Annotated in this window: 24 protein-coding genes; 9 read left to right on the top strand and 15 right to left on the bottom strand. The window is 71.3% G+C overall.

What is annotated here, in order from left to right; genetic code table 11:
* Positions 1 to 189 precede the first annotated feature (189 nt).
* Both ASG91_RS11810 and ASG91_RS11805 read left to right on the top strand, forming a co-directional pair.
* Positions 190 to 435, top strand: coding sequence for a toxin HicA (locus ASG91_RS11810; protein ID WP_056922850.1), 246 nt, complete (start codon positions 190 to 192; stop codon positions 433 to 435).
* The gene (locus tag ASG91_RS11805) at positions 435 to 788 is read left to right on the top strand and encodes a type II toxin-antitoxin system HicB family antitoxin (protein ID WP_235545577.1); all 354 of its coding nucleotides are present in this window, start codon (positions 435 to 437) and stop codon (positions 786 to 788) included. The genes ASG91_RS11810 and ASG91_RS11805 overlap by 1 nt, the downstream gene beginning before the upstream one ends.
* A gap of 66 nt (positions 789 to 854) precedes the next feature.
* On the opposite strand, the gene ASG91_RS11800 is transcribed toward ASG91_RS11805, so the two are convergent.
* The 4 genes from ASG91_RS11800 to ASG91_RS11785 are packed head-to-tail and all read right to left on the bottom strand — an operon-like array spanning position 855 to position 2,868.
* Positions 855 to 1,547: a TetR family transcriptional regulator gene (locus ASG91_RS11800; RefSeq protein ID WP_056922849.1), complete on the bottom strand. Its 693-nt coding sequence runs from the start codon at positions 1,545 to 1,547 to the stop codon at positions 855 to 857.
* Positions 1,522 to 2,028 (bottom strand): DCC1-like thiol-disulfide oxidoreductase family protein, encoded by a 507-nt coding sequence (locus ASG91_RS21225; protein ID WP_162257536.1) that lies wholly within the window; start codon positions 2,026 to 2,028, stop codon positions 1,522 to 1,524. Before ASG91_RS21225 ends, ASG91_RS11800 begins: the two co-directional genes overlap by 26 nt.
* A gap of 10 nt (positions 2,029 to 2,038) precedes the next feature.
* Positions 2,039 to 2,449 (bottom strand): hypothetical protein, encoded by a 411-nt coding sequence (locus ASG91_RS11790; protein WP_056922848.1) that lies wholly within the window; start codon positions 2,447 to 2,449, stop codon positions 2,039 to 2,041.
* A gap of 5 nt (positions 2,450 to 2,454) precedes the next feature.
* Positions 2,455 to 2,868 carry a hypothetical protein gene (locus ASG91_RS11785; RefSeq protein ID WP_056922847.1) on the bottom strand — a complete coding sequence of 138 codons (414 nt, stop codon included), beginning with the start codon at positions 2,866 to 2,868 and terminating at the stop codon, positions 2,455 to 2,457.
* Positions 2,869 to 3,023: 155 nt separating this feature from the next.
* Between ASG91_RS11785 and ASG91_RS11780 the strand changes: the two genes are divergently transcribed.
* The gene (locus tag ASG91_RS11780; protein WP_056922846.1) at positions 3,024 to 4,214 is read left to right on the top strand and encodes a glycosyltransferase 87 family protein; all 1,191 of its coding nucleotides are present in this window, start codon (positions 3,024 to 3,026) and stop codon (positions 4,212 to 4,214) included.
* Here the strand turns inward: ASG91_RS11780 and ASG91_RS11775 are convergent.
* Entirely contained in the window at positions 4,198 to 4,725 is a 528-nt protein-coding gene (locus ASG91_RS11775; RefSeq protein WP_056923213.1) for a YbaK/EbsC family protein, read from the bottom strand. The genes ASG91_RS11780 and ASG91_RS11775 overlap by 17 nt on opposite strands.
* A gap of 105 nt (positions 4,726 to 4,830) precedes the next feature.
* Between ASG91_RS11775 and ASG91_RS11770 the strand changes: the two genes are divergently transcribed.
* On the top strand, positions 4,831 to 5,712 hold the full coding sequence (locus tag ASG91_RS11770) for a glycosyltransferase family 87 protein (protein ID WP_056922845.1): 882 nt from the start codon (positions 4,831 to 4,833) through the stop codon (positions 5,710 to 5,712).
* On the opposite strand, the gene ASG91_RS11765 is transcribed toward ASG91_RS11770, so the two are convergent.
* The 4 genes from ASG91_RS11765 to ASG91_RS11750 form a co-directional block, all read right to left on the bottom strand.
* A complete protein-coding gene (locus ASG91_RS11765; RefSeq protein WP_056922844.1) occupies positions 5,647 to 7,086 on the bottom strand; it encodes a hypothetical protein in 1,440 nt (479 codons plus the stop codon). The two genes, ASG91_RS11770 and ASG91_RS11765, sit on opposite strands and share 66 nt — an antisense overlap.
* 9 nt (positions 7,087 to 7,095) lie before the next feature.
* Positions 7,096 to 9,372: a hypothetical protein gene (locus tag ASG91_RS11760; protein WP_157606322.1), complete on the bottom strand. Its 2,277-nt coding sequence runs from the start codon at positions 9,370 to 9,372 to the stop codon at positions 7,096 to 7,098.
* 67 nt (positions 9,373 to 9,439) lie between these two features.
* Entirely contained in the window at positions 9,440 to 10,387 is a 948-nt protein-coding gene (locus ASG91_RS11755) for a DUF808 domain-containing protein (protein WP_056922842.1), read from the bottom strand.
* A 78-nt stretch (positions 10,388 to 10,465) separates the two neighbouring features.
* Positions 10,466 to 10,756 (bottom strand): hypothetical protein, encoded by a 291-nt coding sequence (locus tag ASG91_RS11750; RefSeq protein ID WP_056922841.1) that lies wholly within the window; start codon positions 10,754 to 10,756, stop codon positions 10,466 to 10,468.
* A 220-nt stretch (positions 10,757 to 10,976) separates the two neighbouring features.
* Between ASG91_RS11750 and ahcY the strand changes: the two genes are divergently transcribed.
* On the top strand, positions 10,977 to 12,407 hold the full coding sequence (ahcY, locus tag ASG91_RS11745; RefSeq protein ID WP_056922840.1) for an adenosylhomocysteinase: 1,431 nt from the start codon (positions 10,977 to 10,979) through the stop codon (positions 12,405 to 12,407).
* Here ahcY and ASG91_RS11740 read toward each other — a convergent pair.
* From ASG91_RS11740 to ASG91_RS11725, 4 genes are read right to left on the bottom strand one after another with little or no spacing between them, the layout of a single operon-like run.
* The gene (locus ASG91_RS11740) at positions 12,401 to 13,795 is read right to left on the bottom strand and encodes a DUF2029 domain-containing protein (protein ID WP_057376901.1); all 1,395 of its coding nucleotides are present in this window, start codon (positions 13,793 to 13,795) and stop codon (positions 12,401 to 12,403) included. The genes ahcY and ASG91_RS11740 overlap by 7 nt on opposite strands.
* Entirely contained in the window at positions 13,788 to 15,278 is a 1,491-nt protein-coding gene (locus ASG91_RS20680; protein WP_082592378.1) for a bifunctional glycosyltransferase/class I SAM-dependent methyltransferase, read from the bottom strand. Before ASG91_RS20680 ends, ASG91_RS11740 begins: the two co-directional genes overlap by 8 nt.
* A gap of 5 nt (positions 15,279 to 15,283) precedes the next feature.
* The gene (locus ASG91_RS11730) at positions 15,284 to 16,474 is read right to left on the bottom strand and encodes a pilus assembly protein TadG-related protein (RefSeq protein ID WP_056922838.1); all 1,191 of its coding nucleotides are present in this window, start codon (positions 16,472 to 16,474) and stop codon (positions 15,284 to 15,286) included.
* Positions 16,471 to 16,983, bottom strand: coding sequence for a TadE/TadG family type IV pilus assembly protein (locus tag ASG91_RS11725; protein WP_056922837.1), 513 nt, complete (start codon positions 16,981 to 16,983; stop codon positions 16,471 to 16,473). The genes ASG91_RS11730 and ASG91_RS11725 overlap by 4 nt, the downstream gene beginning before the upstream one ends.
* Positions 16,984 to 17,249: 266 nt before the next feature.
* Here ASG91_RS11725 and mtrA point away from each other — a divergent pair, with 266 nt between their 5' ends.
* From mtrA to ASG91_RS11710, 3 genes are read left to right on the top strand one after another with little or no spacing between them, the layout of a single operon-like run.
* Positions 17,250 to 17,927, top strand: coding sequence for an MtrAB system response regulator MtrA (gene mtrA, locus ASG91_RS11720; protein ID WP_056922836.1), 678 nt, complete (start codon positions 17,250 to 17,252; stop codon positions 17,925 to 17,927).
* Between the two features lie 2 nt (positions 17,928 to 17,929).
* Positions 17,930 to 19,717, top strand: coding sequence for an MtrAB system histidine kinase MtrB (gene mtrB, locus ASG91_RS11715; protein ID WP_235543449.1), 1,788 nt, complete (start codon positions 17,930 to 17,932; stop codon positions 19,715 to 19,717).
* On the top strand, positions 19,714 to 21,480 hold the full coding sequence (locus ASG91_RS11710; RefSeq protein ID WP_082592380.1) for an LpqB family beta-propeller domain-containing protein: 1,767 nt from the start codon (positions 19,714 to 19,716) through the stop codon (positions 21,478 to 21,480). The genes mtrB and ASG91_RS11710 overlap by 4 nt, the downstream gene beginning before the upstream one ends.
* A gap of 16 nt (positions 21,481 to 21,496) precedes the next feature.
* Here ASG91_RS11710 and ASG91_RS11705 read toward each other — a convergent pair whose 3' ends face one another.
* Complete coding sequence (locus ASG91_RS11705) at positions 21,497 to 22,915, bottom strand: hypothetical protein (protein WP_056922834.1); 1,419 nt, start codon at positions 22,913 to 22,915, stop codon at positions 21,497 to 21,499.
* Positions 22,912 to 24,303: a hypothetical protein gene (locus ASG91_RS11700; RefSeq protein WP_056922833.1), complete on the bottom strand. Its 1,392-nt coding sequence runs from the start codon at positions 24,301 to 24,303 to the stop codon at positions 22,912 to 22,914. Before ASG91_RS11700 ends, ASG91_RS11705 begins: the two co-directional genes overlap by 4 nt.
* Before the next feature lie 215 nt (positions 24,304 to 24,518).
* Here ASG91_RS11700 and ASG91_RS11695 point away from each other — a divergent pair, with 215 nt between their 5' ends.
* Complete coding sequence (locus tag ASG91_RS11695; RefSeq protein ID WP_235543459.1) at positions 24,519 to 24,680, top strand: Flp family type IVb pilin; 162 nt, start codon at positions 24,519 to 24,521, stop codon at positions 24,678 to 24,680.
* The last annotated feature ends 157 nt before the right edge of the window (positions 24,681 to 24,837 follow it).

Raw genomic sequence — 24,837 nt, 5'->3', positions numbered from 1 at the left:
CCCGCCCACAGTCGCAACCGCGTCGGTCTTCCGGTCGGCGGTGATGGATGCAATACCGACGTTGGCTACTCCGCGTACGCGCCAGATGGCCGCCTACTCGCAACGCTGGGTCGCGCCTGCAACGGAGACACCTGGACCATTCGTTAGGCGCGGATTGTTGAATGGTACTGCCTGTAGTACCATGGTTGGGTGGCCTCGGTGGAGTTGCTTGTTGCGGCGATGCGCAACAACCAGCAGAACATCTCCTACAACGACCTCCACAAAGTCTGCGAACACTTCTTCGGTAAGCCCCGCCAAACGGGCTCATCCCACGCGGTGTTCAAGACGCCGTGGCCCGGCGACCCACGCGTGAACATCCAGAACGACAAGGGCAAGGCCAAGGCTTACCAAGTACGTCAAGTGCTCAAGGCGATCGACAAGAAGGAGGGCAAGTGATGGACACGATGGAGCGGCCTCAGGTTGAGGTGTCGCATTACACGTACCGCGTTGCCTGGTCCGCGGAGGACGGCGAGTTCGTCGCCACCGTCGCTGAGTTTCCGTCCCTCTCCTGGCTAGCTTCTTCCCAGATTCAGGCCTTGGAAGGGCTCCGAGCGCTGCTGGCTGAGGTAGTCGTCGACATGCAGGAACAAGGCGAGGAGGTGCCAGAGCCGATCTCAGAGCGCAGCTACTCGGGAAAATTCAACCTTCGTCTCGGCGAGAAGCTGCACCGAGAGGTAGCCCTTCGAGCGGCCGAGGAAGACCTGAGCATCAACCAGTGGGTCGTCCGAAAGCTCATGGCCCAGCCCTGATTTCAGACGGATCCGCGTCTTCCCCGACGAGTGATTGGGCCCGACACTGTGTTGCGCTCAAGCCAGTCAGGGGCGGACCGAGCGGATCAGCTCGACCACGTCGCCGACGACGCCCCGCATACCGGGCAGGCGGCTGAGCCGGACCAGCTTGTCGACCAGCGGTACGACCTGACGCACCAGCGCGCGGGTGCGCTTCTGCCCGTCGCTGGGGTCGTGCACCCAGAACAGCACGACCCCCATCTGGAGCAGCCAGAGCAGCTCGGGCAGCTCGGCCCGGATCGGCGCCGGCACCTTGAGGTCGGAGCCCTCCACCACCCGTCGGAACAGGTCGATGCTCGCCTCTCGCGCACCCCGCGACTCGGTGCTGAAGGGTGACAGCGGGCTGGTGGGCTCGGCCGCGACCTTGAAGAACTTGCCCGCGAACCCGTGGAACGGCTCCGCCACGTCGACCCATGTGGTCAGCACCTCGCGCAGCCGCTCGGCGAACTTGTCGGTGCGCTCGAGCGAGTCGTGCGCCGCCGCCGCGTGCTCGACCTGGATCTGGTCGTAGAAGGCCTGGACCAGGTGCTCCTTCGAGGCGAAGTAGTAGTAGGCGTTGCCGATGCTCACGCCGGCCCGGTCGGCGACGGCGCGCATGGTGGTCTTGTCGTAGCCGCGCTCGAGGAAGAGCTCCTGGGCGGCCGCCGCGATCGCGGCCCGGGTCTGCTCGCCTCGGTCGGACCGGTTGGCTGGGTCAGACCGGTGCGCAGAGTCCGTCACAGTCGTCAGCGTAACCACCCCCTCCCGTCTCCCCGGAGCTGCGCGCCTCGGGTCCGCGCGCCTCGGGTCCGCGCGCCTCGGGCACGGGCGCGCCGGAGCTGCGCGCCTCGGGTCCGCGCGCCTCGGGGACGTGCGTCGTGGTGAGGGATGCGCGGAGTCCGGCCGCGGCATACGCCATCGCCCGGGCCACCGGCAGGCCGAGGGGCGTGGACAGCCGGAGGGCGAGGTCGCGGTGCTCGACGGTGGCCCACAGGCAGGTGACCCACGCGCTGGCGCCGGTCCACACCGCGCCGGTGTCGGCCACGACGGTGATGTCGCGCAGGGTGGCGGCATGGTCGAGGTGGGGGAGCAGCTCGCGCGCGGCGGCGGAGCCCGCCGGGACCGCGGTGACCGGCACGAGGTGCGGCTGCTCGACCAGCCACGACCCGAACCGCGAGCAGATCGGGCAGCCCGCGTCGTAGAGGACGACCAGCTTGTTCACGACCAGGCCTTCAGACGGTGGGGGCGGCGACGGGGCGCCGGTCGGCTGAGGCCGAGGCGACGGCGACGGCGAGCGCCACCGTGACCGGGAGCACGAAGATCCCGATGCTCAGCATGCCGAGCAGGGTCCCGATGCCGAGCAGCACGACGACCACCACCGCGGCGACCCTGGCGGTACGACCGCCCGGCCCGAGCAGCGACGCCGCGACGACCAGGCAGGCGACCAGCGGGATACCGGCCACGACCAGCCCCCACCACCCGTTCTCCCCGACGAGGGTGGCGGAGGCGGAGGTGGTGACGGTCGCGCCGGTCGAGTCCGTGCTCTCCGACTCCCCGGAGTAGACCGGCACGGTGAGGGCTGCCACGACCAGCGCCAGGCTCCAGAGGGTGGCGCCGGCCAGGGCGATCCGGGCGGTCTTCACGTCCCTCAGCCCATCGGGGCGGGGAAGGGCTGGGTCCAGCCCTGCGGAGGGACCGGGGGAGCGGTCATGGCGTCGAGGCGGCCACGGCGACGGATCTTGTTGAACACGTAGACGTTGGTCAGGTGCACGACGCCGAGCATCAGCAGCACGACCCCCAGCTTCATGCTGAGCACCTCGACGATGTCGCGCGCGTCGGCGAGGGTGTCGCCGACCCGCAGGTAGAGCGCCACGACGCCGAGGTTGAGCAGGTAGAAGCCGACCACGAGCAGCTTGTTGACCGCCTCGGCCAGGTCGTCGTTGCCGTCGAACACGTCGACGAGGAAGACCCGGCCGTTGCGCGACAAGGTCGACCCGACCCAGATGGTGAGGGGCACGGCGATGAGCAGGTAGAGCAGGTAGGCGATGACCGCGTTGTCCACGGAGGCTCCTTCAGGACGGACGTTCCGGGGAGCCACCATTAAGGGCTCCTTGAACGTGTTCAAGTTGATGTTCCTGACCGTAGCAGATCATCTTGAACATGTTCAAGTAGCGCGGTCCGGCCCCTACCCCGAACCCGTCCGGCTAGGGTCCGCTCGTGGCCACGAACCGACCCGCCCCCGTGTGGCTGTTGCCCACGGTCATCGGTGTGGTGGCGGTCGTCCTCGCCTGGCTGCGCTGGATCGACCCGTCCACCTGGAACCTGGTCGACCTCGACGTCTTCGTGCGCGGTGGGGAGGCGGTCCTGCACGGCGGCGACCCCTACGGCGGCCCGGCCGACGCCCTGGAGTTCACCTACCCGCCCTTCGCCGCGGTCGTCTTCGTCCCGCTCGCGCTCCTCGGGGGTGCCGCTGTCTGGGTGATGTCGGCGCTCTCGCTGGCCGCACTCGTGGTCATCGCGTGGCTCTCGCTTCGCGAGGCCACGCCGACCCAAAGCCTGAGCCGGACTGCGTCACTCGGCTGGCTGGCGGTCCTGGTCCTCGTGGCCTGGGTGCTCGAACCGGTGCAGCGCACCTTCATCTTCGGTCAGGTGAACCTCGTGCTCTGCGCGCTGGTGATGCTGGATGTCTTCGTCGTCCCAGCGCGCTTCCGTGGCTACCTGACGGGGCTGGCGGCGGGCCTCAAGCTGACCCCCGCCTTCTTCGTCCTCTACTTCGCCGTGCGACGCGACTGGCCCGCGGTGGCCCGGAGCGCCGCGGCCGGCGTGCTCTCGGTGGTCATCGGGTGGGTGGTCCTGCCGTCCGAGTCCGTGCGCTACTGGCTCGACGACCTCACGACGATGGGCAAGTTCGGCGGCTACGCGCTCGAGCCGACGAACCAGTCGCTGCGGGCGCTGTGGGTGCGGTTGCTGGGTGGCGACCCCGGCCCCTGGTACCTCCTCAGCGCCGCGGTCGTCGTGGTCCTCGTGGCGTGGGTGGCCATCCGGCTGACCCGCGCCGGTGACCCGTTGGCCGCGCTCGCGGCCGTCGCGGCCGGGTCGCTGCTGGTCTCGCCGATCTCGTGGACCCACCACTGGGTCTGGGTGGTGCCCGCCCTCGTGGTCCTGGCCGGGAGGGGCTGGCGGGTCGCAGCCGTCGTGGTCGCCCTCCTGATGTACCTGCCCCCGATGTGGGCTGCCGACGGCGACCCCCTGAAGCTCTCGCCCGCCGAGCAGCTGGTGGCGTCCACTTACGTGCTGCTGGCGCTGGCGTTCCTCGTGGCGCTCGCGCTGTCGCCGGGGCCGACCACCGCGCGCAGCTCAGCGCGGTCCACGGACCACCGGCGCACGGACGTCACTGCGCGAGACTGAGCACCTGCGCGGTCGGGAGGGCCACGAGGTCGGCGGTGTCCACGAGCACCTTGCTGGCGCGGATGCCGCTGCCGATCACCACGCGCCCGGCGGCCACGACGGCGTCGTCGACGAGCACCGGCCAGTCGGCCGGGAGCCCGATCGGGGTGATCCCGCCGTACTCCATGGTCGTCAGCTCGACCGCCTGGTCCATCGGGGCGAAGCTGATCTTGCGCACGTCGAGGTGCCGGCGCACCGCGCCGTTGATGTCGGCGCGCATCGAGGCCAGCACCAGCACCGCGGCATACCGCAGCTCACCACCACGCTTGCCGGCGACGACCACACAGTTGGCCGAGTGCTCCATGGCCACGTCGTAGGCCTCGCAGAAGGCCGCCGTGTCGGCGAGCGTCGGGTCGATCGGCGCCACCAGCGCGGAGGGGGTGGTGCCGATCGCGCCGGCGACCGGTGCCGCCAACAGCTCGGTATGCCGCGTCGCGGGCTCCCAGCCCAAGGTGCCTTCAGCGCTGCTCACCACCGCAGACTAACCGAGCGAATGCCGACCAAACGGGCGATGCCCGCCTCCTCGGCCCTTCGGCATGCTGGATGCGCCGACCCCTGCCCGAAGGACCTCACTGCCATGCCTCGCCCGACGCGACTCGAGCTCTTCACTCGAGCCCTGTGGCTCGCCATGGTCCCCGGCGCCGTCCTGTTCTGCGCCATGCAGGTCGCGGTGCACCTCTCGCACGGCATGGTCGGCGCTGACTCCCACGCCTACTGGGTCGCGGCGGGTTCGCCGGAGACCTGGTACACGACGCCGCCCGACCACGTCGACGCCTACCTCTACTCGCCGGCCTTCGCCCAGCTCCTCTGGCCGCTGGGCTTCCTCCCGTGGCCGGTGTTCCAGGGCGTGTGGTTCGCCGCGCAGGCCGCCGTGCTGGCCTGGCTGCTCACGCCGCTCGGGTGGCGTCGCGGGCTGACCGTGGCCCCGTTCTTCGTGGCCGAGCTGTTGCTGGGCAACGTCTACCTCTTCCTCGCCGCCGTCCTGGTCCTCGCGGTCAGGGGGCGGCCGGGTGCCCTGGTGTTGCCGTTGTTGACCAAAGTGACCCCTGCCGTCGTCGGGCTCTGGTTCGTCGTGCGAGGCGACTGGCGAGCGGTGCGCTCCGCTGCCGTCGCGCTGGCCGTCGTGGTCGGGGTCTCGGTGGCCCTGGACCCGCAGGCCTGGCCGCGGTGGTTCGAGTTCCTCGCGTCCAACGCGGGCACCGGCGGGCCGTTGTTCCTGGTCCGGTTCGTGGTCGCCACAGCCCTCGTGGTGTTCGCCGCGCGCACCGGGCGCGCCTGGCTGCTGGCACCCGCGCTGCTGCTCGCCTGCCCGGTCTTCCAGGCCTTCAGCCCCTACACGGTGCTCGGCGCAGTGCCGCGCCTCCTGCTCTGGCAGCGGTCGCAGGCCGAGGAGCTAGGGGCGGAGCAGCAGGAAGCCGTCGTCGCGGGCAGCGACCGTCCAGCCACGATCCCGCTGTAGGGCCGTCGCCAGCGGCACGTCCTCCCGGAGCAGGGCCGCGACCGGCTGGTGCTGGTCGAACCCCTCCTGCCACCCCGGTTCGGCGCCCATGACCCGCAGGTAGGTCCGCGCCTGGGCCGGACCGTAGAGCTCGGCCCGGGTGTCCGCGGTCTGGCGCAGGGACGGGAAGGTCCACATCACCCAGCCACCCAGCGAGTCGTCGTTGTAGACCACGGACCCGGCGGGCAGGGCCCGCAGCGCGGCGGTGGTCCCGTCGGGGACCGACACCGGCTGGTCGGGTCCGTTGGCGGCGAGCAGGCCACAGACCATCACGACGACGGCGACCAGGCCGGCCACGACGACGGGCTCGCGCCCGCGCGCCGGTCGGGCCCGGCCGAGGACGGCGTCGAGGGCCTTCGCGGCGAGGGGGGCGATGATGATGGCGCCGACGGCGACCGTGCGGGAGTACGTCAGGCCCCAGCCCACGCCGACGACGAGGATCCCGGCGGCCCCCCAGCTGACCAGGGAGTGCCGTCGGGCCCAGCCGAGCGCCACCACGAGCACCAGCACCAGCAGGCCGAGGGTAGAGGGCTCGGTCAGCTCGGGGCGCCGCCACTCCTGGATGTAGGGGCTCACCGCACGCACCGGACCGAAGGCGGTGAGGATCCCCAGGCCGAGGGGAGTCAGGAGCGCGGCGGCCGCGCTGGCCACCGGCACGAGGGCCAGGGGGATGGCCTGTCGCACCGAGACCTTGCGGTCCAGCAGAAGGCCCGCGGTCGTGACGAGGCCGAGCATGATCCCGACGACCCAGGTGCCGTGGCTGGAAGCCCACACCCAGGTGAGGGGGACGAGCCACCAGGGAGCCCGGTGGTCGCTGAGCACCCGCACCCAGGCGCTCGCCGTGACGGCCAGCAGGGCGAAGCCCACCAGCTGCGGCCGGGGGCTCAGGCTCGCTGCGGTGGCGAGGACCGTGATGCCGGTGACGAGGGTGGCCGCCAGTGGACCGCTGGTCCGGCGGCAGGCGACGTAGACCGCGACGCACACGGCCAGCCGACCGAGCTGCGCCAGGAACGCCACCGCCGGCAGGCCGCCCCACTGGTTGGCCAGCGAGAGGGCCAGCTCGGGCAGCCACTGGGTGAGCACCCAGGGCTGGCTGGTGAACGTCGACAGCGGGTCCGGGCCACTGAACTGCCAGGTGTCGCGCAGGTGGTCGCCGGCCAGCACGTGCCAGAGCGTGTCGGGGTCGGCGATCCCCGTGCCGACGTTGCGCGACAGGACCAGAAGAAGGAGGCCGAAGGCGACCACCGGAGCCCAGCGCAGGATGCCCTCAGGGGCCGGCAGCGGCGTCGCCCCGGCAGTCCGGCTCGCTGCCGGACGGACGTCTGAGTTCACCACGCGCCGACCCTAGCGACTCGGGACCGGGCTGGCGGCGAAGAACTGCTGGGTGCTGGCCACGTTGACGCCGGCCGTGCTGCTCGCGCGCAGGTCGGTGAGCTGGAGCGCCGAGGCCACCCCGCCGCCGACGTCCACCGGCTCGGCCGTGCTGGCCAGCTCGATCTTCGTCGACCCCGGCGGGGCCGTGACCTCGAGCCGGACCGGCTGGTCGACCCCGCTGATGGGAGACCGCAGCGGGGCGCCGGGGAGACCGGTGGCAACGAGCACGTCCTCGGCGCCGCTCAGGGTCCGCACGCTGAACGTCAGGGTGACCGGCACGGGTGTGTCGCCCAGGTTGCTCACGGTCAGGGTTGCCGTCGGACCGAGGAGCTGGAACGGGCGACCCCGGTCGTCACGCTGGAGCCGAGCCGAGTCGAGGCCGGCGAGGACTGGGCGCAGGACGTCGTCCCGAGTCGGTGGAGTCGGTGGGGTCGCGTCGGGGCGCTCGGTGGCCAGGTCGAACGCGACCAGCCGGTCGGTCTGCGCGAGGGGCGCACCCAGCAACGACGCCAGCCCGTCACTCGGGTCGGCTGCGCCGACGTAGCCCCGATGGTCCACCTCGACAGCGCAGAAGCCCGCAGCCCGCAGGTCCGGCACCAGCGCGGCCATCCGGTCCACCGGCAGCGCCAGCTGCCAGTCTGCGCTCGCGGTGCCCCGGATCGCGCCGTAGCTCCAGGTCAGCGTGCTCGGGGCGGCCACCCCGGGCAGCACGTGGTCGTAGTCGCCCATCTGACCGAAGCCCGGCTCCTCGGGGTAGGGCGTGACCGGCAGCTGGAAGACCGCGCACGGGGCAGACGTCGCCGCGGCGAGGTGCGCGCTGTATCCCTTCAGCTGCGCGGAGGTGGCCGACAGCCTCGCGTAGTCGGGTGCGGCACCGGGGTTGGTCTGGTCGAGACACCCCACGAGCAGCACCCCGGCGGCCAGCGCCCAGGCTGCCGTTCGGCGGCGGGCGACCCTGGTCATCCAGAGGCCCACGGCCAGGAGAGCGAGGAGCGCGATGACGGTGCCCAGCCGCGCCCAGGTGCGGATCTGGGGGGTCACGAAGAGCGCGACGACCGACCCGAGGCCACCGCGGGTGTAGAAGGCCAGGCTCACGAGGGCGAACGCGGCGAGGGCGCCGACGACCTGGTCGGGTCGACGACCACCGGTCACCGACCGCAGGAGCACCAGCACCAACACGACCAGCCCACAGACGCTCACGACACCGAGCGCATGGCGTTCGGCGGTCGGCGGCGCGGCGTAGCCGTAGGCCGTCGTGATGAACCGCAACGGCGGCAGCCGGTGCTCCGACCAGGGCAGGAGGAGGTCGATCAGCCGACCGGCATACCGCTCCGACTCGCCGATGGTGCGTTGCGCGGGCACGTCGGAGGTGACGACGTCACCACTTCTCGCGACCACGGCGAAGGCGAGGGAGACCGCGCAGCTGACGCCCACCAGGGCGGCTGCGGCCACCCCGGGGAGCAGCGACCTGAGCGTGCGGTCGGTGGCCCACCGCACGACGAGCGCGACGCCCACGAGGATCAGGACGAACGCGACGTAGTAGGCGTCCGAGAGCCCCACGGCGAGCGCGATGGCCACGGTCCGGGCCACGTGCAGCCAGGCCCGTCGGCGCCCGGCCGTCCCGGCCCGCAGCGCCCGCCTGGCCGGCCACACCGAGCGTCCGGTGGCCACCTGCAGGGCCAGCCACACCCCGAGCGGGAGCACCCAGTAGGCCGACAGCCACAGGTGCTGGAACCACCGTTGGTGGCCCGGGAGCGCCGAGAAGAGGACGCCCACCGTGACCGCGGCAGGACGGGCGATGCCCACCTGCCGAGCCAGCCAGTATGCCGCGAGGGCGGCGGCGGGGTAGCCGGCCACGAAGAAGACGGCCGAGGCGGTCGCCGGGCTGTCGGTGAAGAGGCCGATGACCCGGATCGCTGCGAAGTTGAGCTGGTCGCCGGTGGCGAACCAGGCGGCGTTGAGGCCGAACGGCGCGCCCATCCGGTCGGTCGAGCCGAACCCGCCGCCCTCCATGATCGCCCGGACCTGCATGAGCACCTGCGGGGAGTCGCCCGAGAGGCTGAGCGGCACCCCGGGACGCCAGTCCCACAGCCGCAGGGACTGGACCGCGACCAGCAGCGACAGTACGGCCGAGAGGCCTGGGCCGGCCGCGCTCGCGACCCACGCGCGCCCGGCCGGCCGGGGGTGGCGCGGCGTCGCGTGAGACGTGGTGGTGGGTTCCACCGACGTGAGCTGGGTCTGCGCCACCACAGGAGTATCCGGCGTGCAGCGTGCGGTTTCCGGTTGGCACGCTGATTCCGGCCAAAAGGACGAGTCAGTGGCTGCTGGACGCGCCTCGGCGGGGGATGACGTGCATGACGGCCACGACGACCGCACCCACCATCAGCCCGAGGACCGCGGAGCCGACCGTGTTGGTCAGCCAGCCGAACACGCCACCGAGCGCGCCGGTCGCGTCGTGGACGGACTCCTCGGCGTGGTGCACCCACGAGTAGGGGGCGTGCAGCCCCAGGTCGTCGAGGCCGACGAGGATGATGTGGCCGCCGACCCAGATCATCGCGGCGATGCCGACCACCGACAGAGTCGTCAGCAGGCGTGGCATGGCGGCCACGAGGGCGCGCCCGATGGTGCGGCTGACCCCGGACTCACGGCCCGAGAGGTGCAGCCCGACGTCGTCCATCTTCACGATCAGGGCCACGACGCCGTAGACGAGGATTGTGATCGCGAAGGCGACGACGACCAGGATGATCGCCCGGCTGAGGAACGGCTCGTCGGCGACCTCGTTGAGCGAGATGACCATGATCTCCGCCGACAGGATGAAGTCCGTGCGGATCGCCCCGCTGGTGATGTCGTCCTCGCTGGCGACCTCGCCGCGCTCGTGGGCCGCGTCGGCCTCGGTCTCGCCGTGGCCGGAGATCCGTTCCCAGATCTTCTCGACCCCCTCGTAGCACAGGAAGGTGCCACCGATCATGAGCAGCGGGGTGAGGGCGACCGGGAAGAACTGGCTGAGCAACATCGCCGCGGGCAGGATGAACAGCAGCTTGTTGCGCAGCGAGCCGATCGCGATCTTCTTGATGATCGGCAGCTCGCGGGTGGGGGAGAGGCCCTCGACGTAGCGCGGGGTGACGGCGGTGTCGTCGACGATCACGCCGGCCGCCTTGACGCTGGCTCGGCTCGCCGCGGCACCCACGTCGTCGACGGAGGCGGCGGCCGCCTTCGCCAGCACGGCGATGTCGTCGAGCAACGCGAACAACCCGCCGCTCATGGCCGCGACCTGGGTTGTCGTGCGGGCAGGGCGGAAGGTATGGGTGCGGCCACCCGGCGAGCCTACCTGCGGCCGACCTCAGGCGCGGTCGTCGTCCGCCCCGTCGTCCTCGTCGTCGTCCTTGTCGTCGTCCTCGTCGTCGTCGTCCTCGTCGTCGTCCTCATCCGCCAGGGTCACGTCGGCCTGGTCCATGCTGTTCGGCACCGGCGCACCACCGGGCTCGACCTGGTAGTCGGCCTTGACCTCGTCCCAGGCCTCGACCTTCTCCTCGTCGACCTCGAGCTCCAGGGTGTCGGGCTCGTCGGTCGTCGGCTCCTCGACCTGCGCGTCGGCGATCTCTCCGGGGACTCCGCTGCTGGGCTCGCTCATGGTGCTCCGTCCGTGGTTGGGGCCTCCCTTCCTAGCGCCGGACCGGGTCACGCGCACCCTGAGTCCCAAGCGCACCTCGAGTCACGCCGAGCGGGTCCCGGCCCCCGACTCCGGTAGAGTGGGACACCGCCGGCGTGGGTGATACCCCGCTCCAACGATGTGCGCCCAGATGGGCTACGCCGGGTCCGCAAACCAGCAAGTCAACTCCAGGAGTTCTTCCATGCCTTTTGACTACAAGGTTGCCGACCTGAGCCTCGCTGAGGCCGGCCGTCACCAGATCCGCCTGGCCGAGCACGAGATGCCCGGTCTGATGTCCCTGCGCGAGGAGTTCGCGGCGGCCCAGCCGCTCGCCGGCGCCCGCATCGCCGGTTCCCTGCACATGACCGTGCAGACCGCCGTGCTCATCGAGACGCTGACCGCGCTCGGTGCCGAGGTCCGCTGGGCCTCCTGCAACATCTACTCGACCCAGGACGAGGCCGCTGCCGCGGTCGTCGTCGGCAAGGGCACGCCCGAGGACCCGCAGGGTGTCCCGGTGTTCGCCTGGAAGGGCGAGACGCTCACCGAGTACTGGGACTGCACCGAGCAGATCCTCACCTGGCCCGGTGGCGAGGGCGCCAACATGATCCTCGACGACGGTGGCGACGCCACCATGCTCGTGCACAACGGGCGGGCCTGGGAGAAGGCCGGTCAGGTGCCCCCCACCGACGAGGCCGACTCCGAGGAGGTCGGGGTCTTCAAGGAGCTCGTCCGCAAGACCCTCAAGGCCGACCCCACCAAGTGGACCAAGGTCTCCGAGGAGATCAAGGGCGTCACCGAGGAGACCACGACCGGCGTGCACCGCCTCTACGAGCTCGCCACCACCGGTGACCTGCTGTTCCCGGCGATCAACGTCAACGACTCGGTCACCAAGTCCAAGTTCGACAACAAGTACGGCTGCCGCCACTCGGTGCTCGATGGCCTCAACCGCGCCACCGACGTCCTCATCGGCGGCAAGGTCGCCGTCGTCGCCGGCTTCGGCGACGTGGGCAAGGGCTGCGCCTCGGCGCTGGCCGGCCAGGGCGCTCGCGTGATCGTCACCGAGATCGACCCGATCTGCGCGCTGCAGGCCGCGATGGAGGGCTACCAGGTCGCCCGCCTCGACGACGTCGTCGGCATCGCCGACATCTTCGTCACCACCACCGGCAACTTCAACATCATCACCGCCGAGCACATGACGCAGATGAAGAACAAGGCGATCGTGTCCAACATCGGTCACTTCGACAACGAGATCGACATGGCCGGCCTGGCCAAGGTCGCCGTCACCAAGACCGAGATCAAGCCGCAGGTGCACGAGTGGACCTTCGAGAGCGGCAACTCGATCATCGTGCTCTCCGAGGGTCGCCTGATGAACCTCGGCAACGCGACCGGCCACCCCAGCTTCGTCATGTCGAACTCCTTCGCGAACCAGACGATCGCCCAGATCGAGCTGTTCACGAAGAACGACGACTACGACAAGCAGGTCTACGTGCTGCCCAAGCACCTCGACGAGAAGGTCGCACGGCTGCACCTCGACGCCCTCGGCGCCGAGCTCACCGAGCTGACCAAGGAGCAGGCCGCCTACATCGGTGTCGACGTGTCCGGCCCGTACAAGCCGGAGCACTACCGCTACTGAGGCGCCGACCCCACCGGTGCCTCGGCGCCACCACGCACCACCGGGTATGCCGCCCGCTCACCGTGAGCGGGCGGCATACCCGTCTCCGAGGGTGCCTCCTCCGCACGGCACCAGGCCGCCAGGACCAAGGCTCCCGCACAGACGAGGTAGTAGTTGAGGAACGCCTGCTTCGAGAGCAGGAACGTCACCGCCAGGCAGAGACCGAGGGCCAGGCTGAACGTCGCGACCCCGGGCCGCAGGGTCCGGGCGAGTACCAGCGCCACGGCGAAGCCCGCGGCGAGGGACACCGGGCCCGCCCACGTCGGGTCGGCCCAGCCGAACACCTCGGCCAGCTCGGCGACGATGCTGGTGGAGTCGGGGCGGAACGGCTGCTGGAACTGCAGCGTCACGACACTGCTCCACCAGGACGCCGGGCTCCAGGCAATGAAGGGCAGCGTCACCACGGCGCCCGTGCCGACGAAGGCCAGCAGTCGGCCCCTGGTGACGTACGGCCGCAGCAGCCACAGGCAGGGGAGCGCGACGAGGAAGTACTGCTTGGAGACGTAGAGCAGCCCGAGCGCCACCGCGGCCACGACCCACCGTTCGCGCCGGGCGGCCAGCACCACGACGGCCAGCAGGGCCACGACGACGGGCTCGACCCAGGCCCCCGCGAACAGGCTCGGCAGGCCGGGTAGGCACAGGAGCAGCACGGCCGCCCGGCGGCCGCTCGTCGTGTGCGACCGCCACAACAGCCACCCGCCCACGACGGTCACCGCGATGGCCGAGGAGAGCCGGACATCGCCGAGGAGATAGCCCGGGAGGGCGGTGAGAAGCAGCAACGGAGGATAGGGGAAGCCGAACGCCAATCGCCCGTCCTGCACGACGTCGGGGCCGTAGTACTGGGCGGTCTCCTCGGGTCCGTAGATGTTGGGGAAGTCGATGGAATAGGGGTTGACGCCGTGCAGGAGCGCACGGGCGCCGTCGGTGAGGAAGACGTGGACGTCGATGCGCGGCTCGTCCCGCGCCAGCCACCACACGGCCAGCGCGGCGAGCAACGGGGGCAGGACGATCCGGGCTGCCCGGGCGACGGCGAACCGGTGGGGCAGCGTGGCGAGCACGGCCACCGCCACGAAGACGGGGGTCAGGAGGTAGAGCCCGGCCGTGGCCAGCAGCTGTGCCCCGGTGAGGGCGGCAGCCGCGATGAGGCCCATCGGGAGGCGGGCGTAGGAGCTCTCGTGCAGAGTCGGGTTGCGCAGGCTGGCGTGCGCCAGCGCGAGGCTTGCGACGACGGCCACGAGCGCCAGGGGGCGCAGGTTCATGAAGGCGGTGCCGACGTACACCGCGAACAGCAGCACTGCAGCGGCGCCCTGGCCCTGGCTGCTCCCCAGACGTGAGCTCAGGTCACGCACTGAGCTGGGCGGAGAGGGCGGTCGTCGAGGCGAGTCGGTGCTGCGCGTGCGGCCGGCTCCTCGCGGTCACCAGGATCTGGTACGAGAACAGCCGGGGAGCGACTCGGATCAGGGCACTGTTCACCCGGGTGAGCAGGGATGCCAGCGGCCCGTGGCCGATCGCCTTGGCGTAGGGGGCGGGGATGCCGACCACCTCCTGCACGTCCCAGCCGGCCTGGTGCAGTGCCGTGCGGATCGTGCGGAAGGTGAACAGGCGAGTGTGCGTCCGGTCGAGGATGCCGGTCTCGCCGTAGTTGAACTGGCCCAGGGCGAGCATCAGGCGGGACACCGCGAAGGCGATGTTGGGCGTGGTCAGGACGAGCTCGCGGCGCTGGCTGCCCAGGGCGAACCGCAGGTCCTCGAGGAAGGTCTCCGGATCGGCGAGGTGCTCGATGACGTCGAGCAGCAGTACCTGGTCGTAGTCGTCCAGCGGGAGCTCGAGCGGCTGGTTGAGGTCGACCACGTGGGTGGCGACCCGCGGGTCGATGACGGTGGAGCGGTGCAGGTCGGCCGTCGTCACGACGGCACCCTTGTCGGCGAGGGCGCTGGCGAATGCGCCGGGACCGGCGCCGAGGTCGAGCACTCGGCTGCCTGCGTCGACGCGGGCCAGCACCTCGGTGTGGCTGCTGCGCTCGTGCAGCTTGACGTCGTAGCGCTCGATGGAGCCGGCATCGACGGGGGAGAGGTCCCGTCGATGCATCAGGCCCACCCGGTGGAAGAGCGCCGTCACGCTGGCCCGGGTGACCTGACCGGCGTAGCGGATGCCGTCGACCCGGCAGATCTCGTCGCCGTAGTACGTCGGGATGGGCAGCTCCAGGACGGTCGCGTCGGCACCGAGCAGCTGGAGGATGATCTTGGTGTCGAAGCTGAAGTCGTCGGGGTTGGTCTCGAACCGCAGCCGACGCAGGATGTCCACCGTGTAGAGGCGGAAGCCGCTGTGCCACTCCGAGAGGTCTGCACCGGCGAGGCGGTTCTGGACGGTCGTGAGGATCCGGTTGCCGACGAACTTGTACAGCGGCATGCCGCCCTTGCGGGCCGCCCCGGGCGTCAGCATGCGGCTGCCCATGACGGCGTCAGCCACCCCGTCGCGCAGCGGCGCGAGGAGGCGGGGCAGCTCCTCCGGGGCGTACTGGCCGTCGCCGTGCACGAGCGCGACGAGATCGAAGCCGTGGGTCATGGCGTAGAAGTAACCGAGCTTCTGGTTGCCGCCGTAGCCCTGGTTCTCCGGGTTGCGCAGCACCGTGAGGGGCAGGTCCGGCCGGCTTTGGCGGTAGGCCAGGCCGGTCGAGAACGTCTCGTCGGACGAGGCGTCGTCGATGACCAGCACCTCGCAGTCGTAGTCGTCGAGGACGGTCTGCGGGATCCGGTCGAGCACGGACCGCAGGGTGGTCTCGGCGTTGTACGCCACGATGAGGATCAGCGTGCGGGGGCGGGTGATCTGCATGATGGTTACTTGACGAGTTTGTAGATGCGGGCGCCCAGGTCGCAGGTGTCGCCCATGGCGCACTGCGGGTCACCACTGCTGCCGGAGACCTGTATCCGGACCGCTCGCAGGAGCAGGTAGTTGTCCTGGTTGCCGCCGGGAGCCGCAGTCAGGCCGTTCGGGTTGTTGAGACCGCCGCAGTCGCCGTCCATCGGGATCGCCGCGCTGTTCTGGTTGTTGTTCGTGCCGAAGTGGTAGCCGCAGACGATGACGCCGACGAGCGCCTGCACGGGGTAGATGGCGTTGTTGCCCCCGGCGTTGACCACGGCGGCCTGGTCGCACGGGCTGGGCGTGCCACAGAAGACGGGGAGCAGGATCCGCTTGCGCTCCTGGACCAGGCTGGACCAGGCATTGAGGATCGGGGTACCGCCGAGGTTTCCGGTGTTGGCGCCGAGGCAGCTGCTGGACTTCACCGGGCAGCTGTTGTTCAGGTAGTTGCGCAGGTCGGAACCGGTGCGCGTCCCCTGGTTGGGCACGATGCTGATCGGGTCCGTGCAGCCGTTCAGGGTCGCTTCACCCAGGTAGGTGTTGCTGTTGCTCGGGGCCTCGGGGCAGTCGATCGACCACCAGTTGCCGCTTGACGCCGCCCCCGGGCACAGCGAGTTGCCGGTCGAGGGCAGGTCCATCTGGAACACGGGGGAGGGGAACGTGGTGACGGAGGGCAGGATCGAGCCGCAGAGGGCGTAGGGCCGCACGCCAATCCCCTGGGTCGGCACCTGCACCCGGGCGGTGGCGCTCTTGGTGGAGTTGTATCCGCTGCTGTGGCCGAAGACACCGCCCAGGAAGGACTCTGTCGACCCGGCCGAGCTGTACGTGATGTCGAGGGCCTTGCCGTCAGGCGAGCAGGCCACCGAGGTGATCGAGCCAGTGCTGCCGGCCCGGTTTTCCTCGCGGTAGGAGGTCACACCGGACTGCACCGCGGCCTTCGCCGCGGTGTCGGCAGCGAGCACTGCGCAGCTGCCGGGCAGCTGTCCGTACTTGGTGGCTGCGGCGAGGGCGGCCGAGTCGGAGGCCGTCTGGAGCTGTCGGGTGCTGACGTAGGAGACGCCGAAGTCCACGGTGAAGGCGCCGATGCCGACGAGCACCACCATCAACATCGCCACGGTCACGGCGACGGCGCCCCGCTCGTCACGACGGCGGGAGCGCAGGCGGCTCATGAGTTGAACTCGCATCGGAAGGCCCCAATCGCGGAGAGGTTGAAGGACGGCTGGAAGAAGGGCAGGGACAGCGTGGAGGTGTAGCGCATCCGCACGTAGACGTTGTCTCCGAAGGTGGTCCCCGTGCACGGCTGGGTCGTGTCGCCGCTGCAGGTGTTGGTCCACGCCGTCGAGTAGGGGTCGGTGGGGGAGGTGGTTCCGGTCTTGATCTCGACCTGCACGTTGTTCTTCGTGACGAAGAGGGTGGTGGCGTTGAGCTTGGCTTCCGCGGTCAGCATCGTGCCGGGCGAGCCGGTGCCGCCGCCGGTGCCGCAGAAGGAGGCCTCCACGGCAGCCGAGCGGGCCGTCTGGCGGGCGGCGTTGCCGAGGGCCATCTGCTGGGCCAGGACGACGCCGAAGCCCACGATCGAGCTGATCAGGAGCACGAGGATCGGCATGACCAGGGCGAACTCGACAGCCGCAGCCCCGCCCTCAGGGCGGCTGCCACGGATGGGTCGCTTCAGTGCCATGCGTGCTGCTCTCCCTGCTCATCACACACCCCATCGGCGTGCTGCCAAGCACATCCTCGGGGGAGCGCCCACCGTCCTGAATCGTCCAAACGGTTGAATCCGCAGGTGCGCGGCTCCCGGCACGCGCCGGGCCAGCAGGATGGGACGTTCGGACCGGTCCCACCTTGACCGAACGGCTGATGACACCGGGTCCCCGTGCGGAGCGCACCCGTGTGTGATGATTCAGGAGGGATTCTCCACTCACTGCAGAAAGAGGGTAGGCGCAGGTGAACGGTCGCGTGCTCATCGTCGACGACGACCTGGCGCTGGCGGAGATGCTCGGCATCGTCCTGCGCAACGAAGGACTCGAGGTCGCGCACGTCGCCGACGGCGCGGGGGCGCTGGGCGCCTTCCGCGAGCACCGTCCCGACCTGGTCCTCCTCGACGTCATGCTGCCCGGCCTGGACGGCATGGAGGTGTGCCGGCGGATCCGGGCCGAGTCCGGCGTGCCGATCGTCATGCTCACCGCCCGCACCGACACCGTCGACATCGTCGTCGGCCTCGAGTCAGGGGCTGACGACTACGTCGTCAAGCCGTTCAAGCCGCAGGAGCTGATCGCCCGCATCCGGGCCAGGTTGCGTCGTGGTGACGAGCCCGAGCCGGAGCGCCTGGAGATCGGTGACCTCGTCATCGACGTCGCCGGCCACTCGGTGAAGCGCGACGGCGACTCGTTGTCGCTCACCCCCCTCGAGTTCGACCTCCTGGTCGCCCTGGCCCGCAAGCCGTGGCAGGTGTTCACCCGCGAGGTGCTGCTCGAGCAGGTCTGGGGCTACCGCCACGCGGGTGACACCCGACTGGTCAACGTGCACGTGCAGCGGCTGCGCTCGAAGATCGAGCACGACCCCGAGCACCCCGAGATCGTCGTCACCGTCCGCGGCGTCGGCTACAAGGCGGGCCCGAGCTAGCCATGTCCGAGTCGGCCGGTCCGAGGCCTGGTCGGACGCCGACACCGCGGTTCTCCGACCACCGCGCCCAGGGCGCGCGTGCACTCCGGTCGTTCCTCGGCCGGGCTCGCCGGTATGCCGCCCGCTGGGCGCGGACCGCCGCCCACATGTGGCGGGCCTCCCTGCAGTTCCGCGTGGTGTCCACGACCATGCTGCTCGGGCTGGTCGTCGTGCTGCTGCTCGGCTCCTACCTGTTCTCCTCGATCTCGGACGGCCTCGAGCAGGACCGCATCGAGTCGGCGCAGACCGAGACCTCCCGGTTGACCACGGAGGTCCAGGCCACCTTCGACGAGAGCGACCGCACCAGCAGCGAGGCCGACCTCAACGTGCTGGCCAGCCAGGCCATCAAGAGCGCCGCCTCGGCCGGCGGCGACAACGAGCGCTACCTCGTGCTGACGCGGGGCCTCGAGAACACCTCGAACACGACCATTCGCACCATCTCCAGCGGCGAGATCGGCCTGACCGTCGTGCCCCTCGCCCTGCGTGAGGCCGTCCGGGACGACCCCCGACGGCAGCAGGTGACGCTGATCGGCATCACCGACCCGCAGACCGAGAACACCGTGCCGGCCGTCATCGTCGGCTCGCAGGTCGAGCCGCCCCTGGCCGGCCGCTACGACATGTACGTGGTGTTCCCGATGCAGCGCGAGCAGGCCACCCTCGACCTGATCACCCGCACCTTCCTCATCGGCGGGCTCGCGTTGGTGTTCCTCGTCGGGGTGATCGCCTGGGTGGTGACCCGTCAGGTGGTCTCCCCGGTGCGCCGGGCCGCCGTGGTCGCCGAGCGGCTCGCCTCCGGCCGGCTCAACGAGCGGATGCGGGCCCGCGGCGAGGACGACCTGGCCCGGCTGGCCAAGTCGTTCAACGAGATGGCCGACAGCCTGCAGACCCAGATCCGCCAGCTCGAAGGCCTCTCGCGGGTGCAGCAGCGCTTCGTCTCCGACGTGTCCCACGAGCTGCGCACCCCCCTGACGACCATCCGGATGGCCGCCGACCTGATCCACGACTCGCGGACCGGCTTCGACCCCGCGGTGTCCCGGTCGGCCGAGCTGCTGCACAACGAGCTCGACCGGTTCGAGGAGCTGCTCGCCGACCTGCTCGAGATCAGCCGATTCGACGCCGGGGCCGCCGCGCTCGACTCGGAGGTCACCGACCTGCGGGCCACGGTGGCGCGCGCCGTGCAGTCCGCCCAGCCGATCGCCGACCGCTGGGGCAGCACCATCACGGTCTCCTCGGACGGGCAGTGTGACGCCGAGATGGATGCCCGCCGGGTCGAGCGGATCCTGCGCAACCTCGTGGTCAACGCGCTGGAGCACGGCGAGGGCCGTCCGGTCGAGATCGCCATCGCGGTCAACGAGACCGCCGCGGCCGTCACGGTCCGCGACCACGGCGTCGGCCTGCGCCCTGGCGAGGGCGCCCTGGTGTTCAACCGGTTCTGGCGGGCCGACCCGGCGCGGGCCCGCACCACCGGCGGCACCGGGCTCGGCCTGGCGATCTCGCTGGAGGACGCGCGGCTGCACGACGGCTGGCTGCAGGCGTGGGGTGAGCCCGGAGAGGGGTCCTGCTTCCGGCTCACCCTGCCGCGCCGCGCCGGTGTCCCGATCGTCGAGGCGCCACTACCCCTGCGCCCCGACGACCTCACCGAACCTCCTGCGGAGCCCCAGGCCCCGGTGCGCCCCATCGTCCAGACCGGCGCCGCGCGCCCGGTGGGGAGCACGCGGCATACCCCCACCGCCCCGGGGCGTCCCCGATGAGGCGCCGGTATGCCGCGACGCTGGCTACGGGCGCGGTGCTCGCCGTCACCGCCTGCGGCGGGCTGTCCACCAGCTCGGCGATCCAGCCCGGGCTCGAGGTCGGGTCGGTGCAGGAGAACGAGGTGCGGGTGGAGGTCAACCCGGTGGCGCCGGGCTCCTCACCGCAGCAGGTGGTACAGGGCTTCATCCGCGCCGCCGCGGCCAGTGACGACTCCTATCAGGTCGCCCGGTCCTACCTCGCGAGCGGACCGCAGAGCACCTGGCGGCCCGACTCGTCGGTCGTCGTCTTCGGGTCCGACTCGGAAGTGACCTACAAGCCCAGTAACGACGACACCGTGACGGCCGTCGCCAAGGCCATCGCCCGCATCGACGGCGCCGGGCGCTACCAGGAGCTGTCGCCTCGGTCGAGGGTGCAGGTGACGTTCCGGCTCGAGCGCACGGGAGGCGAGTGGCGGATCAGCCAGATGCCCGACAACTTCGGCACCTGGCTGAGCCAGGCCGACCTCGACCGGCTCTACGACCCGTTCCGGATCTACTACGTGTCGGCCGGCGACCACCGGCTCGTCCCCGACATCCGGTGGCTGCCCCTCGGCACCGGCCTGGCGACCCGGCTCGCGCGCTCCCTCCTGGCGGGGGTGCCCGACTACCTCAAGGGGGCAGTGCGCACCGACATCCCGGCCGGCACGAAGCTCGCGGTCGACGCCGTGACGGTCGCGTCGGGCACGGCCAAGGTGGACCTCTCGGCCACCAAGCTTGGCAACGACCCCGGCCAGCGGCAGAACCTCGGCGCCCAGTTCCTCGCCACCGTCACCCAGGCCCCAGGGGTGGAACGGGTGGCCCTCCAGCTCGAGGGCGCCGACCTGCAGATGCCCAATGGCGACAGCACGGTCGACAGCCTGTCCCTGCTCGGGTTCCCCACACCGTCGGACCCCCTGGTCAAGCCGGTCCTGCGGGTCGGCACCACGCTGGTCGCGGTCGACCCGGACGACGTCGGCGACAACGGGCAGCGCCCACCACCACCCCAGGCCGCCAGCTTCCCGACGGTCCAACCGGGCTGGGCCTACCTCGCCATGTCGCGCAACGGCCAGGAGATCGCTGCCGTGGGAGGCGACCGGGCCCAGCTGATCCGCTGGCGGGGGACCACCCAGGTCCAGCTCACCGCGCCCGGCACGATGCTGACCCATCCGACCTACGACCGCGAGGACGTCCTGTGGGTCGCGGGTCGCGCCAACGGCGCCACCAGGGTCTGGGTCGTGAACGCGGCGGCCGACCCGGGAGACGCCTCCAAGTCCACCCCGCAGACCGTCTCGGCCGACTGGCTGAGCGGCCGTACGGTGGTCAGCCTGCGGCTCTCGCCCGACGGACAGCGGGTGGCGGTCGTGACCACCGACCGCGACGGCTCGAGCCCGCGGGTCGACGTCGCGGGGGTGGTGCGGCAGCCCAACGGACTCCCGGCCTCGCTCTCCACGCCGCTGCGGCTGGCCCCGACGCTGTCCCTGGCGCGCGACCTGGTCTGGGTCGACGACGCCACGGTGGCTGTCCTCGGACGACTGACGTCCAGCCAGGTGATCCGGCCCTGGCTGGTGCCACTGGGCGGACCCATTGCGGCCGGGCCGGAGATCGCCGGCGCGCGGACGATCACTACGGTCAACGGCGAGCGGGGGCTGGTCGTGACTACCGACGACCACGAGGTGCTGATCCGCGCCGGCAGCCGCTGGCAGCGGGTGGGCGAGGGGACCGACCTGCTGGTCGCGGCGCGCTGAGGACGCGCGGCTCGGCTCAGCCGGGTCCGGCCGGGGCGCGCAGCAGCGTGTAGTCGCCGCCGGTCGCGACGGTCGCCCAGCCGAGCCGGTCCTGCAGCGCGCCACTCAGCGCGGAGTCGGTGCGCAGCACCGCGTAGGCGGGCCGGGTCTCGGTGAGCAGGTCCTGCCAGCCCGGCTGGACGCGTTCGGTCCGGCGGTAGGCGGCGATGTGCTCGGGGGAGTACAGCTCGACCCGGAGGTCGATGACGGGCTCGAGCGTCGGGTGCTTCCACAGGAGCCAGCCGCTGAGGCCGAAGTCGTCCAGCACCACGGTGCCGGCCGGCAGCTCCGCCAGCGCCGAGTCCACCGCGCCGACCTTGCCGGGGAACTGTTGCGCGGTGGGGCCGGCGGAGCCGGCCGCCAGGGCGGTGGCGAGCGCCAGTGCGGCGGCCCACGACGCCAGCACGGCCCGGCGCTCGCGCCTCGACCAGCCCTCGCGGGCTCGACCGACCAGCGGCTGGATCGCCGTGGCGAGCAGGGGCGCCGCCAGGATCGCCCCGAGCGGCACGAGACGCCACATCACCAGGGTGAGGCCGAGCGACAGGGTGAGCTGGGCCAGCTCCCAGACCCGCGGGCGGTGCCGGGTCACGAGCCAGGCCAGCGGCGTGGCGACCCCCATGCCCAGGGCCGCGATCGCGAAGACGTTGTTGACCGGTGTCGCCCGCCACTCCTCGGCGAGCCCAGCGGCGTTGGCCGCCACGTCGAAGGGGGTGAGCAGGAGGGCCGGGCCCAGCGGGGTCAGCGCGACCACTGCGGCGCACGCGGCCACCAGCCCGGCGAGCTGCGCCGTGCGTCGCCGGTCGGGCCGGGTCACGGGGTCGACGACCAGTGCAGCCAGGAACACGGCACTGACGAGGAGGCCGAAGGTCCACAGGCCGTGGCTGCACCCCCAGAGCCAGAACACCGGGATGAGCCACCAGCGAGGACGGCCGTCGCGCACCGTGCGGGACCAGGCGAGCACGACGACGGCGAAGCAGACGAAGCTCACGAGCTGGGGACGGGGGTTGAGCCCGGCCCCACAGCCCAGCACGCCGATGGCCGCCGCCGCGGAGGAGGCCAGCCGCCCGGCCGACTGCCGCGCCGTGAGATAGAGGAGCACGACGAGGGAGAGGCTGGCCAGGGAGCGCAGCCAGACCACTGCCCCCATCCCGGTGAGGTCAACCAGCCACGCGGTGACGGCCTCGGGCAGCCACTGGGTGGCCGTGTAGGGGTGGACGGCGAAAGCCGCCCACGGGTCGGTGCCGCGCAGCTGGTGGGTGTCGAGGATGTGCCGGCCCACCCGCAGGTGCCACCAGGTGTCGACCTCTTGGTACCGCCCCGTGCCGAAACCGAACCCGACGAGGAGCGCCACGGCATACCCGAAAATGCCCAGGGCGCGGGAGAAGGACCGGGTCACGGTGCCACCAGCAGGACGAAGCCCCGGTCCCGGGCCTGCACGGTCCAGTGGGACTCATCCTGCAGCGCGCCGGCGAGGGGAGCGGACTCGAGGAGGAGGGCGGCCCTCGGCGCGGTCTTCGCGATGAAGGACTGCCAGCCGGGTTCGGCGGCGCGGGCGTCGATGTAGTCGCGCACGTGGTCGGGGGCGTACGACTCGATCCGCAGGTCGAACACCGGTCGCAGCTGGGGCGCGGTGTAGAGCAACCAGCCGGTCACGTCGCCCTCGGCGAGGACGCGGGTGCCGGCCGGCAGCGCGTCGAGCGGGGCCTGCAGGGCCTGCGGCACGTAGGCCGGCTCCTGGCGGGCCGCGCTCGCGGACAGCGGGAGGGCGACCAGCGCCGCCACCACGACCGCGGCGAGCAGGGCCCACCGCTCCGTGGCAGGGGCGGGGCGTTCGCGGTCGAGCGAACCCCAGCGCAGCGTGCCGGCGGCCGCCACCATCGGCGCGAGGACCAGCGCTGCGACCGGCACCGTCCGCTGCATCGAGAGCGTCAACACGATCGACAGCAGGAGGAGCAGCACCTGCCAGAGCGGAGGCCGGTCGGGCTGGAAGAGCCAGAGCGCCACCAGCACCGCGCAGAGCCCGAGGGCCACCGCCACGTGTGGGTCGCGCGCCGAGGACGGCAGCCACTCCTCGACGAACTGGCGCCCGTTCGAGCCGGCTGCGAACGGCGTCGCGAGGATCCTGGGGCCCAGCGGGGTCAGGGCCGTCGCGGCCAGGCTCGCCACCCAGACCCCCGCCATCCGGCGGTGCCCGGCCCGGCCCCAAGGCGTGGCGACGACGCACACCGCACCGACGGCCAGGCCGAGCGACCAGATGCCGTGGGTGCAGGCCAGCAGCCAGCTGAGGGGCACCAGGGACCAGCGGGCCCGCCCGTCACGCGCACTGGCCTGCCACAGCGCCACGACGGGCGCCAACAGGACGAAGCCGAGCAGCTGGGGTCGTTCGGTCAGCGCCGGCCAGGCGGCCAGCATCACCGCCGAGCTGACCACCAGCGAGATCCGTACGTCCGCAAGGGCGCGCAGGGCGAGGTGGACCGCGACGAACAGCGCGACGATGCCCAGGTCCCGCGTCCACACCACCGCGCCGAGCCCGAACCGGTCGGTCAGGTCCGAGACGACGATGGAAGGCAGCCACTGGGTGGGCACGTAGGCGTGCGTGGCGAAGGGTGCCCACGGGTCGGGCAGGCCGAACCGGCCGCCCTCCCGCAGGAACTGCCCCACGCGCAGGTGCAGCCAGGGGCTGGGGTCGCCCACCGGTCGGGTCAGCGCGAGGGGGGCCAGGGCCACGGCCACCGCAGGCAGCAGGATCGCCCAGCCACGGAGAAGTGGGGTTCGCCTGGGCATGTCCTCATTCTTCGCAGGTTGCCCATAGCGGCGCACGCAGGCGCACCGGCATCGGCTGTACGGGGGAGCGGGAGCAGTCGAAAGTACCGGTCGGGGCTGGCACGTTGGGCGATTATCGCGGCGCCTACGAACTGGGACCGTGTGCTTGACGCCAAGGGAAATCGTCCCGCGCTCACCGCTCTACCCAGAAAGGGGCTCATCTCATGCTCCAGTTCGTGGCAAAGCTGAACACCGCGCTCGCTGCTCGCGAGAAGGGTGCGACCGCCGTCGAGTACGGCCTGATGGTCGCCCTCATCGCCATCGTCATCATCGTCGCCGTGGCGCTCCTCGGCACCAACCTCAGCACGCTGTTCAACAACACCGCCAACAGCGTCTGACCATTTCCTCGCGACCGCGCGCACCGGTCGCCCACTCGTGACCGTGATCGGCCGCCTCCACCCAGGGGACCACGACGCAACCCGCGTCCAGCCCCGCACCGGAGGCGGCCGATTCGCACGTCCCCTACGCGCGTGACTCGGTGGCGGGTATCGGCCG

This window comes from Phycicoccus sp. Soil802, assembly GCF_001429605.1.
Taxonomy (GTDB): Bacteria; Actinomycetota; Actinomycetes; order Actinomycetales; family Dermatophilaceae; genus Pedococcus.
The sequence above is the reverse complement of the archived record's forward strand: the minus strand, read 5'-3'. Positions and strand labels throughout refer to the sequence as shown.